General features: G+C 73.1%; 15 protein-coding genes. 13 read left to right on the plus strand and 2 right to left on the minus strand.

Annotated elements, in window-relative coordinates:
• Window positions 1-102 precede the first annotated feature (102 nt).
• From ACIBQ6_RS36145 to ACIBQ6_RS36185, 9 genes are all read left to right on the plus strand, one after another.
• A complete protein-coding gene (locus ACIBQ6_RS36145) occupies window positions 103-1,092 on the plus strand; it encodes a LuxR C-terminal-related transcriptional regulator (protein WP_358297283.1) in 990 nt (329 codons plus the stop codon).
• 13 nt (window positions 1,093-1,105) lie between these two features.
• On the plus strand, window positions 1,106-1,687 hold the full coding sequence (locus tag ACIBQ6_RS36150; RefSeq protein WP_397217878.1) for a GNAT family N-acetyltransferase: 582 nt from the start codon (window positions 1,106-1,108) through the stop codon (window positions 1,685-1,687).
• Window positions 1,688-1,769: 82 nt separating this feature from the next.
• Window positions 1,770-2,600 carry a patatin-like phospholipase family protein gene (locus tag ACIBQ6_RS36155; protein WP_397217467.1) on the plus strand — a complete coding sequence of 277 codons (831 nt, stop codon included), beginning with the start codon at window positions 1,770-1,772 and terminating at the stop codon, window positions 2,598-2,600.
• Between the two features lie 53 nt (window positions 2,601-2,653).
• Window positions 2,654-3,178 carry an RNA polymerase sigma factor gene (locus ACIBQ6_RS36160; protein WP_397217469.1) on the plus strand — a complete coding sequence of 175 codons (525 nt, stop codon included), beginning with the start codon at window positions 2,654-2,656 and terminating at the stop codon, window positions 3,176-3,178.
• Complete coding sequence (locus tag ACIBQ6_RS36165; protein WP_397217471.1) at window positions 3,175-4,368, plus strand: hypothetical protein; 1,194 nt, start codon at window positions 3,175-3,177, stop codon at window positions 4,366-4,368. The genes ACIBQ6_RS36160 and ACIBQ6_RS36165 overlap by 4 nt, the downstream gene beginning before the upstream one ends.
• Before the next feature lie 94 nt (window positions 4,369-4,462).
• A complete protein-coding gene (locus tag ACIBQ6_RS36170; protein WP_364341428.1) occupies window positions 4,463-4,972 on the plus strand; it encodes a SigE family RNA polymerase sigma factor in 510 nt (169 codons plus the stop codon).
• Window positions 4,969-6,141 (plus strand): hypothetical protein, encoded by a 1,173-nt coding sequence (locus ACIBQ6_RS36175; protein ID WP_397217473.1) that lies wholly within the window; start codon window positions 4,969-4,971, stop codon window positions 6,139-6,141. Before ACIBQ6_RS36170 ends, ACIBQ6_RS36175 begins: the two co-directional genes overlap by 4 nt.
• A gap of 93 nt (window positions 6,142-6,234) precedes the next feature.
• Window positions 6,235-6,870: a TetR family transcriptional regulator gene (locus ACIBQ6_RS36180; RefSeq protein WP_397217475.1), complete on the plus strand. Its 636-nt coding sequence runs from the start codon at window positions 6,235-6,237 to the stop codon at window positions 6,868-6,870.
• 4 nt (window positions 6,871-6,874) lie between these two features.
• Window positions 6,875-7,696, plus strand: a complete 822-nt coding sequence (locus ACIBQ6_RS36185) for a class I SAM-dependent methyltransferase (protein WP_397217477.1) — start codon at window positions 6,875-6,877, stop codon at window positions 7,694-7,696.
• Here the strand turns inward: ACIBQ6_RS36185 and ACIBQ6_RS36190 are convergent.
• A complete protein-coding gene (locus ACIBQ6_RS36190; protein ID WP_397217479.1) occupies window positions 7,684-7,869 on the minus strand; it encodes a hypothetical protein in 186 nt (61 codons plus the stop codon). The genes ACIBQ6_RS36185 and ACIBQ6_RS36190 overlap by 13 nt on opposite strands.
• An 83-nt stretch (window positions 7,870-7,952) precedes the next feature.
• Here ACIBQ6_RS36190 and ACIBQ6_RS36195 point away from each other — a divergent pair, with 83 nt between their 5' ends.
• From ACIBQ6_RS36195 to ACIBQ6_RS36205, 3 genes are all read left to right on the plus strand, one after another.
• Window positions 7,953-8,300 carry a hypothetical protein gene (locus ACIBQ6_RS36195; RefSeq protein ID WP_397217481.1) on the plus strand — a complete coding sequence of 116 codons (348 nt, stop codon included), beginning with the start codon at window positions 7,953-7,955 and terminating at the stop codon, window positions 8,298-8,300.
• 31 nt (window positions 8,301-8,331) lie between these two features.
• Complete coding sequence (locus tag ACIBQ6_RS36200) at window positions 8,332-9,189, plus strand: fumarylacetoacetate hydrolase family protein (protein WP_397217483.1); 858 nt, start codon at window positions 8,332-8,334, stop codon at window positions 9,187-9,189.
• A gap of 113 nt (window positions 9,190-9,302) precedes the next feature.
• Window positions 9,303-11,045 (plus strand): leucine-rich repeat domain-containing protein, encoded by a 1,743-nt coding sequence (locus tag ACIBQ6_RS36205; RefSeq protein WP_397217485.1) that lies wholly within the window; start codon window positions 9,303-9,305, stop codon window positions 11,043-11,045.
• Between the two features lie 350 nt (window positions 11,046-11,395).
• On the opposite strand, the gene ACIBQ6_RS36210 is transcribed toward ACIBQ6_RS36205, so the two are convergent.
• On the minus strand, window positions 11,396-11,644 hold the full coding sequence (locus ACIBQ6_RS36210; RefSeq protein WP_352360044.1) for a heavy metal-associated domain-containing protein: 249 nt from the start codon (window positions 11,642-11,644) through the stop codon (window positions 11,396-11,398).
• Window positions 11,645-11,793: 149 nt separating this feature from the next.
• Between ACIBQ6_RS36210 and ACIBQ6_RS36215 the strand changes: the two genes are divergently transcribed.
• Window positions 11,794-12,744 (plus strand): LuxR C-terminal-related transcriptional regulator, encoded by a 951-nt coding sequence (locus ACIBQ6_RS36215; RefSeq protein WP_397217487.1) that lies wholly within the window; start codon window positions 11,794-11,796, stop codon window positions 12,742-12,744.
• Window positions 12,745-12,751: the final 7 nt, after the last annotated feature.

The raw sequence follows: 12,751 nt of genomic DNA on the forward strand, positions 1-12,751 counted from the left end.
GAATCTGGTACGCGTTCGTTCCTATCGGTGAATGCGATGCTCAGGCTAGGTCTGCCCGCGGCTGGTTCACGCCATGGCAGGTATCTGTCAAACTGTTCGATCATGAACGCGGACGACAACGCCCTCGCCGCCGTCGGCGTGGACGCCGAGGACGAGCAGATCTACCGCACCCTGCTGCGCCGGCCGCGCACCACGCTGCCCGAGCTGGCCGCGCACACCGGCCGCACCACCGTGGCCCTGCGCCGGGCGTGCTCCCGGCTGGAGGCGCTCGGCCTGGTCAGCCGCATGGCCGGCCGTCCGGTCCGGTACGTGCCGACCAGGCCCGACGTGGCGGTGGCCGCCCTCATCTCCCGCCGCGAGGAGGGGCTGGCCCAGGCCAGGCTGGCCGCGCTCGCGCTGCTGGCCGAGACGCCGCGGACGGAGAACCTGGCTCCCGAGGAGCTGGTGGAGGTCGTCCAGGGGCAGGCGGCGGTGGTGCAGCGGTTCACCCAGTTGCAGCAGACCGCGACCGAGGAGCTCCTGGTCCTCGACCGGCCCCCGTACGCCCAGGATCCCTCCCAGCAGAACGCCCCCGAGATGGAGCGCCTCGCGCACGGCCTCGTGGTGCGCGGCATCTACGACGCCTCGGCCCTGGAGATCCCCGGCAAGCTCCGTCTCGCCCAGGAGTCGGCGGCGGCCGGGGAGCAGGCCAGGGTCAGCCCCGAGGTGCCCATGAAGCTGGCCATCGCCGATCGCAGGACCGCCATCCTGCCGCTGAACGCCGACGCCTCGGCCCACTCCGGCAGCGCGGTCATCGTGCACTCCTCGTCGCTGCTCGACGCGCTGGTCGCCCTGTTCGAGGTTCTGTGGCGGGCGGCGCTGCCGCTCCCGCTCTACGACGCGCGCTCCCGCCCGGCGGACCTGCCGGACCCCGAGCTGTTCACGCTGCTCGCGGCCGGGCTCAAGGACGAGGCGGTCGCCCGCCAGCTCGGGGTGAGCCTGCGCACGGTGCACCGCAGGGTCAGCGAGCTGATGGACCGGCTCGGCGCCCGCACCCGCTTCCAGGCCGGCCTGCTGGCGGCGCGCCGCGGCTGGTGCGACCCGGACGCCTGACCGCCCGCGCAAAATCGTTTGCGGCCGCCCGGTCCGGACGCACCGTCCGTGGCGGCCGGTCACACCCGGCACGGAGGACTCGCGGCTCGTGGTGGACGACACCGTGGAGGCGGTCGTCCCGTTCTCCGTGGTGGACCTCGACGGCGGCGCGCTCGTCGGCGCGGCGACGCTGTGGGGCATCGACACCCACCACCGGTCCGCGCACCTCGGGCTGGGGCTGCTGCCGTCCTGCCGCGGCAGGGGTTACGGCACCGACGTGGTCGCGGTGCTGTGCCATTACGGCTTCGTCCTGCGCGGCCTGCAGCGGTTGCAGATCGAGACGCTGGCCGACAACGTCGCGATGTCGCGCGCGGCCGAGCGCAACGGCTTCGTCCGCGAGGGCGTGCTGCGCTCCTCCGCGTGGGTGATGGGCGAGTTCCTGGACCAGGTGCTGCTCGGGCTCCTGGTCCAGGAGTGGAAGCCGGCCTCGCGGAGTTGGGCGGGGCCGCTCATGCCCCCGCCCACCAGGCCCGCGGCCCCCGTGGCCGCGCGGGCCTGGCCTCCCTCAAGGCCCGGACCGCAGGTCACAGCGTCGGCGGGGTCCCAGTCTCGATGACCGGCCGATTGTCCGGCAGCCCCCGCACCGGTCCGGACAATCGGCACGACCCGTGCCGGACGCCGCCTTGTAGCATCGGGGCATGATCTTCACAGCGAGCACCGCCGACGTCGCCGTCGTCCTGGGGCCGGGCGGTCCGGTGGGCACGGCCTGGCTGCTCGGCCTGGCGGCGGGCCTGCGCGCGGCGGGCGTGGAGCTCGCGGACGCCGATCTGCTCGTCGGCACCTCGGCGGGCGCGATCGCCGCCGCCGCCCTGGCCGCCGGACGCGACCTGGACGAGCTCGCCGACCTGCCGCCCGCGCCCCCGGACCGGCGGGTCGGGGACCCGACCGTGATGCCGCGCGTCCTGCAGATCCTCAACGCGCCCGGCGCCGACCCGCGCGAGGCGCTGCGCCAGGCTGGCGCGCTCGCCCTGGAGGCGGACGCGCTGCCGGAGGAAGACCATCTGACCGCCATGCGCCGGCTCGTCGGCACCGGCTCCTGGCCCGGCCGGCCGCTGCTGATCACTGCCGTGGACGCCGTCAGCGGCGAGCCGGTGGTCTGGAGCGGCGACAGCGGCGTCCCGCTGCCCGCCGCCGTCGCCGCCAGCAGCGCCGCCCCCGGCCACGCCGTCCCGATCACCGTCGGCGCACGCCGGTACATGGACGGCGCGCTCGGCGGCGGGTCCAATGTGCACCTCGCCGCGGGCGCGGGCGCGATCGTCCTCGTCGAGCCGCTCGGGCACCTGTTCCCGGGCCCGGCGGTCGAGCGGGGCGTGCGGATCCTGCCCGACCAGGCGGCGCTGGAGGCGTTCGGGCCGGACCTCGGCGACCGGAGCCGGTGGGGGCGGGTGTACCTGGCGGGACGCCGCCAGTCCGCCGGGCTCGCCGAGCTGGTCGGGCCGTACCTGCCGGGCCGCTCCGCCCCGGCCTGAACCGGGGCGTGCCCGGCACGCAGCGGATCGGTGCGGGCGCGCGTTCCCTATGCATGAATGTTGAGATCGTCGCCCGCGCGTCCCCGCCGCCGGCCGGCGCCGCCGACGCGGTGGTGGCCGGTTTGTACCGGGAGCACCGGCTCGCCCTCGTCCGCCTGGCCCTGCTGCTCGTGGGCGATCGGGAGAGCGCGGAGGACGTCGTCCAGGACGTCTTCTCCAGGTTGCACGGCAAGAGCCCGGCCACGCTCACCCTGTCCTACGTGCGGGTCTGCGTGCTGAACGCCGCGCGCTCGCTGCTGCGCAGGCGGAGTGTCGCCGCCCGGGCGTTCCTGCGGCGGCGGGACGAGCCGGTGGACTCGGCCGAGACGATCGCACTGCTGGGCGAGTCGCGGCAGGAGATGCTCGCGGCGCTCGGCCGGTTGCCCCGGCGGCAGCGCGAGGTTCTCGTCCTGCGTTATTACCTCGACCTGTCCGACGCCGACATCGCCGAGGCGACGCGCCTGCGGCAGAGCACGGTACGGTCCACCGCCTCCAGAGCCCTGGAGCGGCTTGAGCGCGAGCTGGGAGGCCGGGCATGACCACGATCGAGGACCGGCTCAGGGACGCGATGGCGGCCAGGGCCGAGACGGTTCAGGACGACGGGCGGCCGCGGGTCGCGCCGTCGCCGCGCCGGCGGGCGACGACGGCCCGATGGTGGTGGGCGCCGGTGGCGGTGGCGACCGCGACCGCCGCCGTGGTGGGCGTCACCGTCCTGGGGACCCGGACGATCGGCTCCGCGCCGCCGTCCGCCGCGGCCCCGCCCGCGGCGGCCGCCGGCCGCCTGTCGCCGCCGGTCGAGCAGGTGTGGCCGGGCGCGGTGCACGAGATCCCGGCGACGGGCCCCGGCGGCCGGGTCTTCGTGCCGGACGTGTTCGTCGCCGACCGGGTGGTGGCCGGCCGGGGGCTCACCGGGAACCAGCTCGACGGCATCTGGTCGTACGACCTCGACAAGCGCGCGTTCACCCAGGTCGCGCAGTTGCGGGACGTCAAGGTCGCGAACGAGCCGCTGGTCTTCGGCGACGGCTACCTGGCGTGGTCGGCGCTCCGGGACGACCGGTCGGAGATCTGGGCGGTGCCCGTCACCGGGGGCGTCCCGCAGCGGATCGCGGCGCTGCGGGCCGTGCTGTCCAGCGACAACGCCTACACCGGGCTCAAGAAGCTGGCCATCGCCGGCGGCATGGCCGTGTGGTCGCCCGCCGACGGCGGCGTCTACCGGGCCCCGCTCAAGGGCGGGAACGTGTCCCTGGTCAGCGGGACGAAGGGCTTCTACCTGGTCGAGTGGCCCTGGGCCGGATGGCCGGCGCACGACCCGACGGTCGACCACCCCGTCGCCCGGCCCCTGGAGCACCTGAAGAACGTGCTCACCGGCCGGTCCAGGAACGCGGTCCCGGCCAAGAAGCGCTCGTCGTGGGCCGACTGCGGCCCGGTGTGGTGCCTCGACAGGACGACGGCCTGGCGGCGCGACGGGACGGACCGCCGCGACCTGCCCGGGAACGCCACGGGAACGCTGATCTCCGGCCGCTTCGTCCTGCTCAACCAGGGGGACGCCGGCGGCCGCGCCCTGGCCCTGCACGACGTCGCCACGAAGCGCACCGGACGGCTCTTCCCCGTGCCGACGCGCAGGGGCGACAAGGCTCCGCCCACCTTGCACGTCGAGAAGGAACTGGTCTGGTTCCGGACGGCGCAGGGCACCCAGGTGGTGATCGACCTGAAGGCGGCCGGCCGCTGAGCGGGGGCCGCCCGAGAATCGTCCGGCCGGACAGGCATAGCGGGAGTGCCCCGCGCGCGTCTCAGGGGTGTCATTCACACGTTTGGAGGTGGTCGTGGACCCTGCGGACGAGCAAGGCTTCCGCGAGTTCGTCTCTGCGCGCTCTCCTGCCCTGATGCGGCTCGGGTTCATGCTCAGCGGCGGCGACCAGCACGCGGCCGAGGATCTCGTGCAGGCCGCGCTGGCCAAGCTGGCGGCCCGATGGCGGCAGGTGGACGCCCCCGAGGCGTACGTCCGGCAGATCATGTACCGGCAGCAGGTGAACTGGTGGCGCGCGATCGGGCGGCGCGGCGAGGTGGTCCAGGCCGAGCCGCCCGACCGGCCGGGGGCCGACGGCACGCACCAGAGCGACCTGCGCATGGTGCTGCGCGCCGCCCTGGCCCGGCTCACCCCGAGGCAGCGTGCCGTGCTGGTGCTGCGCTACTTCGAGGACCTGCCGGAGGACCGGATCGCCGCCATGCTGTCCTGCTCGGTCGGCACGGTGCGGAGCACCACGTTCCGGTCGCTCGCCCGGCTGCGGCAGATCGCCCCGGAACTGGCTGCGGAACTGGAGGTCACCACATGAACCGGCTGCTTCGCGACACCATGGAGGAGTGGGCCGACGAGGTGCGGCTGCCGCACGACCTGGCCGACCGGGCGCTACGGCGGCGTGCCCGGCCGCCGGTCATGGCGGTGGTGCTGGCCGCCGGGATGGCCGTCGTCGTGGCGGTGCTGGCCGTCGGGCTGCACGGCCGGAGCACGACGGTGCGCCCGGCGAACGGGGTCACCGTGCCCGTTCGTCCGTCGGTGACGTCCACGGACGTGCGGGCCGACGTCGAGAACGCACCGCCGAAGAGGTTCGTGGCGGCGGGGGACGTGGCCGTCTCCGCCTACTTCACCACCTGGCTGGAGAAGACGCCCGGCGGCGGCGAGCGTGTGCGGCGCACCTGGCACCTGTACGACCCCCGCTCCGACGGCTACGAGAGGACGCCGTGGGCCTGGCTGGACGTGGCGCCGGGGCTCCAGCTCGCGGCGGTGCTCCAGGGCGAGCGGATCGGCAGGCGGGTGGGGATCGTCGACATGAACACCCGGCAGGCCCTGGCCTGGATCGACCTGGAGCACGACGTCGGCTCGCTGGTCTGGTCGCCGGACGGCACCAGGGTGCTGGCCACGGCGTACTCGCAGTATCCGGAGCAGAGCCGCAAGCAGGTGGGCAAGGACTCCTACACCGTCGAGGAGTTCGTCCAGCCCCGGATCGGCTTCTACGTCATCGACGTCGCCACCGGCCAGGCCGCCTACCACCCGCTGCCGTCGCTGGACCGCGACGGCAAACCCGGGAACATGAACGCGCGCCAGGACCTCGGCTGGAGCCTGGACGGGTCCATGCTCTGGGAGCCCACCGACACCATGCCCGACAGGTTGTGGCTCGGCCTCGACGGCGCCCGCCGGGACGGCCCGGCCGGCGACCGGTACATCGACTACTCGGGCTGGTCGAAGGTCTCGCCCGACGGCAGGCTGACGCTGGACCGCGACCTGCCGCCGTCGGTGCCCGGCCGGCAGCTGGTGCTGCAGCACCTGGCCTGGGCCGACAACGAGAACGTGGTGGTGCTGGGCTGCGCGGGCGCGTGCAAGAACGAGTTCGACAACGGCCTGGCGCTGGCGAGCGCCGACGGAGAGCGGATGATCCAGCTCACCGGCAGCCGCGACCGCGGCGGCGAGGAGAGCTGGCAGTGGGTGCTCACCCGCCGGAACTAGGTCCGGCGCACGCCCCGAGCCCCGTGCCGTCTCCGGCACGGGGCTCTCCCGTGCCGCTTGCCAGACACTGAACATGTGTTTAGTGTACTGAACATGTGTTCAGACCTGACCGCTCAGGCCAAGATCCGCAACGCGGCCATCGCGCACTTCGCCCGTGACGGCTTCGCCAGGACCAATCTGCGCGCCGTGGCGGCGACCGCCGGGGTGAGCCCCGCCCTGGTCATCCACCACTTCGGCAGCAAGGAGAAGCTCCGGAGCGCCTGCGACGAGCACGTCCTGGGCATCCTGGTCCGGCGGGCCGGCGGCGCCCGCCCGAGCGGCATGCAGGACCTCTTCCGCGAGTACCTGTCCAACCCGGAGGAGTACCGCCTCCAGGTGCGGTACATGCTGCGCGCGATCGAGGAGGACACACCGGCCGCGGCCACGTTCGTCGAGACGCTGGTGGAGGAGTCGGAGCGGGTCCTGCGGGCCGGGATCGCCGACGGCTCGATGCGGCCGTCCTCCGACGTGCGGGGGCTGGCGGTGCTGACCGTGCTCAACAGCGTGGCCACGCTGACCATGCCGCCGTCGCTGGCGCGCGCGCTGGGCCACGAGCAGTTCGGGCCCGACGTGCTGCGCCGCCTCGCGCTGCCCACGCTGGAGCTCTACACCCACGGGCTGTTCACCGACGACGCCGCCCTCAAGGCGGCCCGGGCCGCCCTCGACGACTCACCCCAGGAAGAGGACTGACGCGATGACCATCCCCCTCCCCGACCTCACCCCGCTGGAGAACACGCTCTGGCTCACCCTGGCCGGCAAGGCGCTCGACCACCGGGCCGAGCACCCGATCCTGCGCGACCGGACGGCCTACGACCTGGCCGCGAAGCTCGACCTCGACACCGCCCGGTTCAAGCTCTCCGCCAGCCCGGTCGTGGGCATCGCCCACCGGTCCCTGGTCATGGACGACATCGTGCGGCGGTTCGTCGCCGGCCGTCCCGACGCGGTCGGGCTCGACCTCGGCGCCGGGCTCGACACCCGCGTCCACCGCGTCGACCCGCCACCCACCGTCGACTGGTACGACGTCGACCTGCCCGGCGTGGCCGAGACCCGGCGCCTGCTGCTGCCGGAGCGTCCGCACGCCCACGTCATCGGCCGCGACCTCAACGACCCCCGCTGGCTGGACGAGGTGCCCTCCGACCGTCCGGCCGTGATCGTCGCCGACGGCCTGCTCGGGTTCCTGTCGCGGGAGGAGCTGGCCGGCCTCCTCGACCGGCTCATCCGCCACTTCCCCGCGGGCGAGATCTGCTTCAACGGCTACACGAGGTTCCACGTGTGGGCGGCCAGGAAGTACCCCGGCACACGATCCGTCGCGCCCTTCCTGAAGTCGCCCGGATTCGACACGCCGCAGGACATCGAGCGCCTGGAGCCCCGGCTGAAGCTGGTGCGCGAGATCTTCCTGACCCGCGAACCCGAGGTCGCCGGCTACCCGTGGACGACCCGGCTGGCGAGCCGGCTCACCACCTGGAGCACGTCCCTGTCCCGCAAGGGCACCGCCGTCCAGCACTACCGCTTCTGAGGGACGGGCTCGGCCCGGCGGATCAGGCGCCTGCCCAGCCGCTGCGCCGGCGCCTCCACCCACCGCCACGTCAGCGCGCACAGACCGAGCAGCGCCGCGCACACCGCGGCCAGGAGCGTCAGCCGCGCCGCGAGCGGCACGCCCGACGGCATCGCGCGGCGGCGCAGCGTCATCGCGACGGCGAAAGGTCAGCCAGGCCGCCACGGTCGCCATCTGCGTCCCGAGCTCGGCCCACTTCTCGTGCGGCTTCACCTCCGTGTCGGAGGTCCCCCACAGCGAGCGCCTGGAGCTCTACGGCACCGAAGGGGGCATCCTGGTGGACCAGATGTCCGACCCGGTGGTCAAGCTCTTCCGCGGCCAGCACGACTACCAGGGCGAGGCGGTCGCCGGCGTGCCCTTCGGCCCCGACGCCTGGCACCCCGGCGGCTGGCACTACGAGTCCGTCATCACCGAGGTCACCGACTACGTGCGCGCCCTGGTGGAGGGACGCCCGCCGCTGATCGACTCCGGCGACACCGTGTACGCCATGCGCGTCGTCGAGGCCGCCTACGAATCCATCCAGTCCGGGAAGACCGTCACCGTCCCGGCCGGCGCGCAGCTCTGATCCGCCCCCACAGCAGAATCTGGACCTTCCCATGAGACTCATGCGCATCGGCGCCGCCGGCGCCGAACGTCCGGTCGTCGCGATCGACGACGAGACCTACATCGACGCGTCCGACGTGGTCGCCGACTTCGACGGCTCCTTCTTCGCCGCCGGCCTGGACGGGCTCGCCGCGACCGTCTCCGACCGGGTGGCCGCCGGCGCGGCCCGTCGCTTCGCCGGTGAACGCGCCGGCGCGCCGATCGCCCGTCCGCACCAGATCCTGTGCGTCGGTCTCAACTACGCCGACCACGCCGCCGAGTCGGGCCAGGAGCCGCCCGCCGAGCCGATCGTGTTCACCAAGGCGCCGAACACGCTGGTCGGGCCCGACGACGACGTGCACATCCCGCGCGGCTCCGCGGCCACCGACTGGGAGGTGGAGCTCGGCGTCGTGATCGGCGCCCGGGCCCACTACCTGGACAGCGACGAGGAGGCGCGCGCCGCCATCGCGGGGTACGTGCTGGTCAACGACGTCAGCGAGCGCGACTTCCAGCTGCGCCACGGCGGCCAGTGGGTCAAGGGCAAGTCGGCCCCGACGTTCAACCCGTGCGGCCCCTGGCTGGTCACGCCGGACGAGCTGGGCGAGGTGTCCGGCCTGGGCATGTGGCTCGACGTCAACGGGCGGCGCCGTCAGACCGGCTCGACGGCCCACATGTTGTTCGACCCCGTCTTCGTCGTGCGTTACCTGAGCCGGTTCATGGCCCTCGAACCCGGCGACCTGATCAACACCGGCACGCCCGCGGGCGTCGGCATGGGCTTCGACCCGCCCGTCTACCTGCGGCCCGGCGACCGGATGGAGCTCGGCATCGACGGCCTGGGCCGCCAGACGCAGTCCGTCGTGGCCGCCCCCTGACCGGCCGGCGCGGCCCGCCCCGAAGTCCGGACGGGCCGCCCCCCGGCCGGCAGCCTCACGACGGAGCTGGACTTCCCGTAGGGCTGTCACAGCGCGGACCTATGCTCGTCGCCATGTCGATATCCGCCACCCCCGCGTCCCTGTCCTACGCCGACGCCGACGCCCGTCTGAGCGGCGCGTTGTCCGCCGCGTTCGAGAGTGAAGGAGAGTCGTCCGACCATGACGGCGTGCTGTTCTTCGACGGCGATCTCGCGGTCGACGGTGACTTCCTGGACGCCGTCAATGCCCTGCGAAGCGGGGACGACGAGGACGACGTCGAGCTGATCGTGATCACCGGCAATCTGACGGTCAACGGCCCGATCGCGCTCTATGAGGACCGGCCCGGACTCTACGTCGGCGGTCGCACCGAGGCCGAGACCCTGGAGGCCGGCGACTGCGAGATCTACATCCACGACGGCGCCTTCACGCACCTCGTCCACGGCTGTGACAACCACGGCTCGCTACGGACCGGGACCGTCGAGACCCCTTGGGTGATCGACTCCGGACACGCCATGGACGTGCACGCCGTCGGCGGGCGCTGGGTGGACAACCTCGGCGACGCCAAGAACGCCGACTACGCCAAGCCGGGCATCGTCGAGGCGTTCGTGCCCGAGGTCGTCGACGCGGAGGACCGCTGTCTGGACGTCGATGCGTTCCTGGACCGGCTGCGGGCCGGGCTGCCGGTCCTGCGGCCCGGAGCCCGGACGGCGGCCGAGTCGGCCGAAGCCGACGTGTCCCGGTCCCGGGCCGACCGGGTGGAGCACCTCAACCTGACCGGTCGCAAGCTCAAGGAGTTTCCCGCCGAGGTGCTCCAGATGCCGTGGCTTCGTACCCTGATCCTGGACGGCAACCCGATCGGCGAGCTGCCCGAGGCGCTCGGGACGCTCACCCGGCTGGAGCACCTGTCGGTGCGCAACTGCGAGCTGACCGCCCTGCCGGAATCGATCGGCGACCTGGCCGCGCTCCGGGTGCTGTGCGTCGCCGGCAACCGGGACACGGACCTGGACACGGTCGAGTTCACCCTGCCGGCCGCCATCGGCCGGCTCACCGCCCTGGAAGAACTCGACATCTCCTACCTGTCCGTCTCCGTCGACACGGAGTCGGGGTCGGAGTGGAACCTGCCGGTGGTGACGCGGTTCGTCCTGCCGGACGCCTTCGGCGACCTGGTCGCGCTGCGCAAGCTGGTCGCCGACGGGACCGACGTCGTGTTCCCCGACTCCGCGCACGGGCTGGCCGCCGTCGAGGAGGTGTCCATGACCGGCGGGAGCCACTACTTCCTGCGGACCTTCCCCGAGGCCGTCACCACCTTCCCGAACCTGCGCCGGCTCGACCTGAGCGGCAACTACTTCGACACCGTCCCCGACAGCCTGCTGCGGTTGACCCGCCTCGAAGAGCTCGACCTCGGCGACAGCCTCGGTCTGCTGCGCGACCCGCTGCCCGACCTCGGCCGCCTGCCCGCGCTGCGGGTCCTCGGCTTCGGCGGAGACAGCCGCCGCGCCGGCACGCCCCTGCCGTCGCACGATTTCCTGCGGGAGCTGTTCGCCATGGAGTTGCCCGGACTGGAGGAGCTCCGGATCAGCCGATGGCAGCGGAACACCAAACGCCTGAAGCTCAAGCCGGAGCACTTCGCCGGGATCGGGACGTTTCGTCGGCTGCGGATCGTCGACCTGAGGTTCAATCAGCTCAACGACCTGCCGGCGGATTTCGACACGCTCCCCGATCTGGCGGTGGCCAACCTGTACGGCAACCTGTTCCCCGGGGCCGTCCGCGACCGGATCACCGCCGCACACCCGACCGCCCAGATCGACTTCGAGTAGGCGCGGCCCGCACCCGATCCGGGCGGAAGCGGTGACGACCAGGGACGACAGGCGCTGTCCGGGTTCGCAGGCCAGATGAACCTCACAGGTCAGGCCGCCGCGGGAGCGGCCCAGGCCGTGGTCGGCCGATTCGATGTCCACCCCGCCCGGCGTCTCCTTCGGGGCTGCGCCGTCGCGGCGGGCGCCGGCGGCGTGCTGATGGGCCCCGGCTGATCGTGGAGTCCACCGTCTGCCGCCACCGGCAACAACGGCTCCAGCACCGCCCACCGCCCATCACTCAAGTCCCCACGCGCCACACCGAGATCATCCCGGTGCAGCGCGATCAACGCGACAGGGTTCTCCAACACGCTCTAGGAACGCCAGCCGGGCAAGCGGTCGGTCTCGCAGCCGGCGTCCTCGATGGCCGCCACGATGAAACTCTCCTCGACCGGGCCCTCGGTGAGCACGCTCACCCGGCCGGCCGCCAGGTTCACGTCCACGCCCACCACCCCCGGGATCAGGGCCAGCTCCCGCTTCACCGCCTCCACGCACGTGGCGCAGCTCCCGGTGTTCAGGTCGGGGATGCCGTAGGTGACGAGGCTGTGGACAAGGGTGATCATAAAGTCCTCCGAAGTGCCGTACAGGGGTTGGGTATGGGGTCCGTTTCACCACGCCGTACCCTTTTCTGAGCTTGCCGCAAGGAGAGCGGCGACGACAGCGGATACGACTTCCCCTTCCCGCCATGGCGGGAAGCGGACAGGAGAGGGACGTGAGCGACGAGGCCACCGCCAGGCGGGTGTACACGCGGATGCGCCGGCACCGGGAGTCGTTCGGCGCGGCGGCCGCCGGGCTGGGGCTGCGCGGCGCCGAGGTCGAGCGGGCCCGCGACCGGCTGACCAGGCTCGGCCTGCTCAACCCCGGCGCCGAGATCGCCGTCGACGCGATGGCGGCGCTCAACCGCATGCTGCTCGGCGGCGAGGAGCTGCTCGGGATGCTCGCCGAGCAGCGGGCGGCCTCCAGGGAGCTCACCGAGCACTACCTGCGCCTGGACGGCGACCCCCAGGACGCCCGCGTCGAGTTCTTCCCCCGGTCCAACGTGGAGGCCCTGCGCGTGAAGCTGCGGGCGGCGACGGACCTGGCCCGCGAGGAGGTCATGGGCATGCACATGCCGCACGCCTGGGAGCCGGATCGGCTGCGGGACTCCCGCGCCGAGGACGTGCGGGCGGTGGCCCGCGGCGTGCGGGTGCGCATCATGCACGCCCAGAGCCAGCTGGCTCAGCCGGCGATGCGCGAGCACGTCCAGGGCATGCTGGAGGGCGGGGTCGAGGTGCGCACCATGCCGTTCGTCCCGGTACGGCTGATCATGCTGGACCGCGAGCTGGCCGTGGCCGAGGTGATGCCCGGCGACCTCATGGCGGGTGCGATGCTCATCGAGGGACGCGGGCTGGTCGCCTCCTACGCCGCGCTGTTCGACTACTGCTGGATGACCGCCTCCGAACCGGGCGACGTGCCCAGGGCGGCCGACGGCGAAGAGCTCAACGACCAGCAGCGGGCGGTGCTGCGCCTGCTGGCCACGGGCGCCAAGGACGACGCCATCGCCCGTGCCCTGGGCGTCTCGAACCGCACGGTGACCAGGGTCGTGGCCGAGCTGACCGCCCAGCTCGGCGCCGACAGCCGCTTCCAGGCGGGCGTCCGCGCCGCCAAGCTCGGCTGGATCTGAACCGGGA

This window comes from Nonomuraea sp. NPDC049655 (assembly GCF_044465465.1).
Taxonomy (GTDB): domain Bacteria; phylum Actinomycetota; class Actinomycetes; order Streptosporangiales; family Streptosporangiaceae; genus Nonomuraea.

What these genes read in the sequence shown, in the direction of transcription:
- ACIBQ6_RS36175 (WP_397217473.1), top strand. Translation starts at nt 4,969, where the DNA reads ATGAACCGGCTGCTTCGCGACACCATGGAGGAGTGGGCCGACGAGGTG.
- ACIBQ6_RS36160 (WP_397217469.1), top strand. Translation starts at nt 2,654, where the DNA reads ATGAATGTTGAGATCGTCGCCCGCGCGTCCCCGCCGCCGGCCGGCGCC.
- ACIBQ6_RS36165 (WP_397217471.1), top strand. Translation starts at nt 3,175, where the DNA reads ATGACCACGATCGAGGACCGGCTCAGGGACGCGATGGCGGCCAGGGCC.
- ACIBQ6_RS36190 (WP_397217479.1), bottom strand. Translation starts at nt 7,869, where the DNA reads ATGACGCTGCGCCGCCGCGCGATGCCGTCGGGCGTGCCGCTCGCGGCG.
- ACIBQ6_RS36180 (WP_397217475.1), top strand. Translation starts at nt 6,235, where the DNA reads ATGTGTTCAGACCTGACCGCTCAGGCCAAGATCCGCAACGCGGCCATC.
- ACIBQ6_RS36200 (WP_397217483.1), top strand. Translation starts at nt 8,332, where the DNA reads ATGAGACTCATGCGCATCGGCGCCGCCGGCGCCGAACGTCCGGTCGTC.
- ACIBQ6_RS36210 (WP_352360044.1), bottom strand. Translation starts at nt 11,644, where the DNA reads ATGATCACCCTTGTCCACAGCCTCGTCACCTACGGCATCCCCGACCTG.
- ACIBQ6_RS36145 (WP_358297283.1), top strand. Translation starts at nt 103, where the DNA reads ATGAACGCGGACGACAACGCCCTCGCCGCCGTCGGCGTGGACGCCGAG.
- ACIBQ6_RS36205 (WP_397217485.1), top strand. Translation starts at nt 9,303, where the DNA reads ATGTCGATATCCGCCACCCCCGCGTCCCTGTCCTACGCCGACGCCGAC.
- ACIBQ6_RS36155 (WP_397217467.1), top strand. Translation starts at nt 1,770, where the DNA reads ATGATCTTCACAGCGAGCACCGCCGACGTCGCCGTCGTCCTGGGGCCG.
- ACIBQ6_RS36185 (WP_397217477.1), top strand. Translation starts at nt 6,875, where the DNA reads ATGACCATCCCCCTCCCCGACCTCACCCCGCTGGAGAACACGCTCTGG.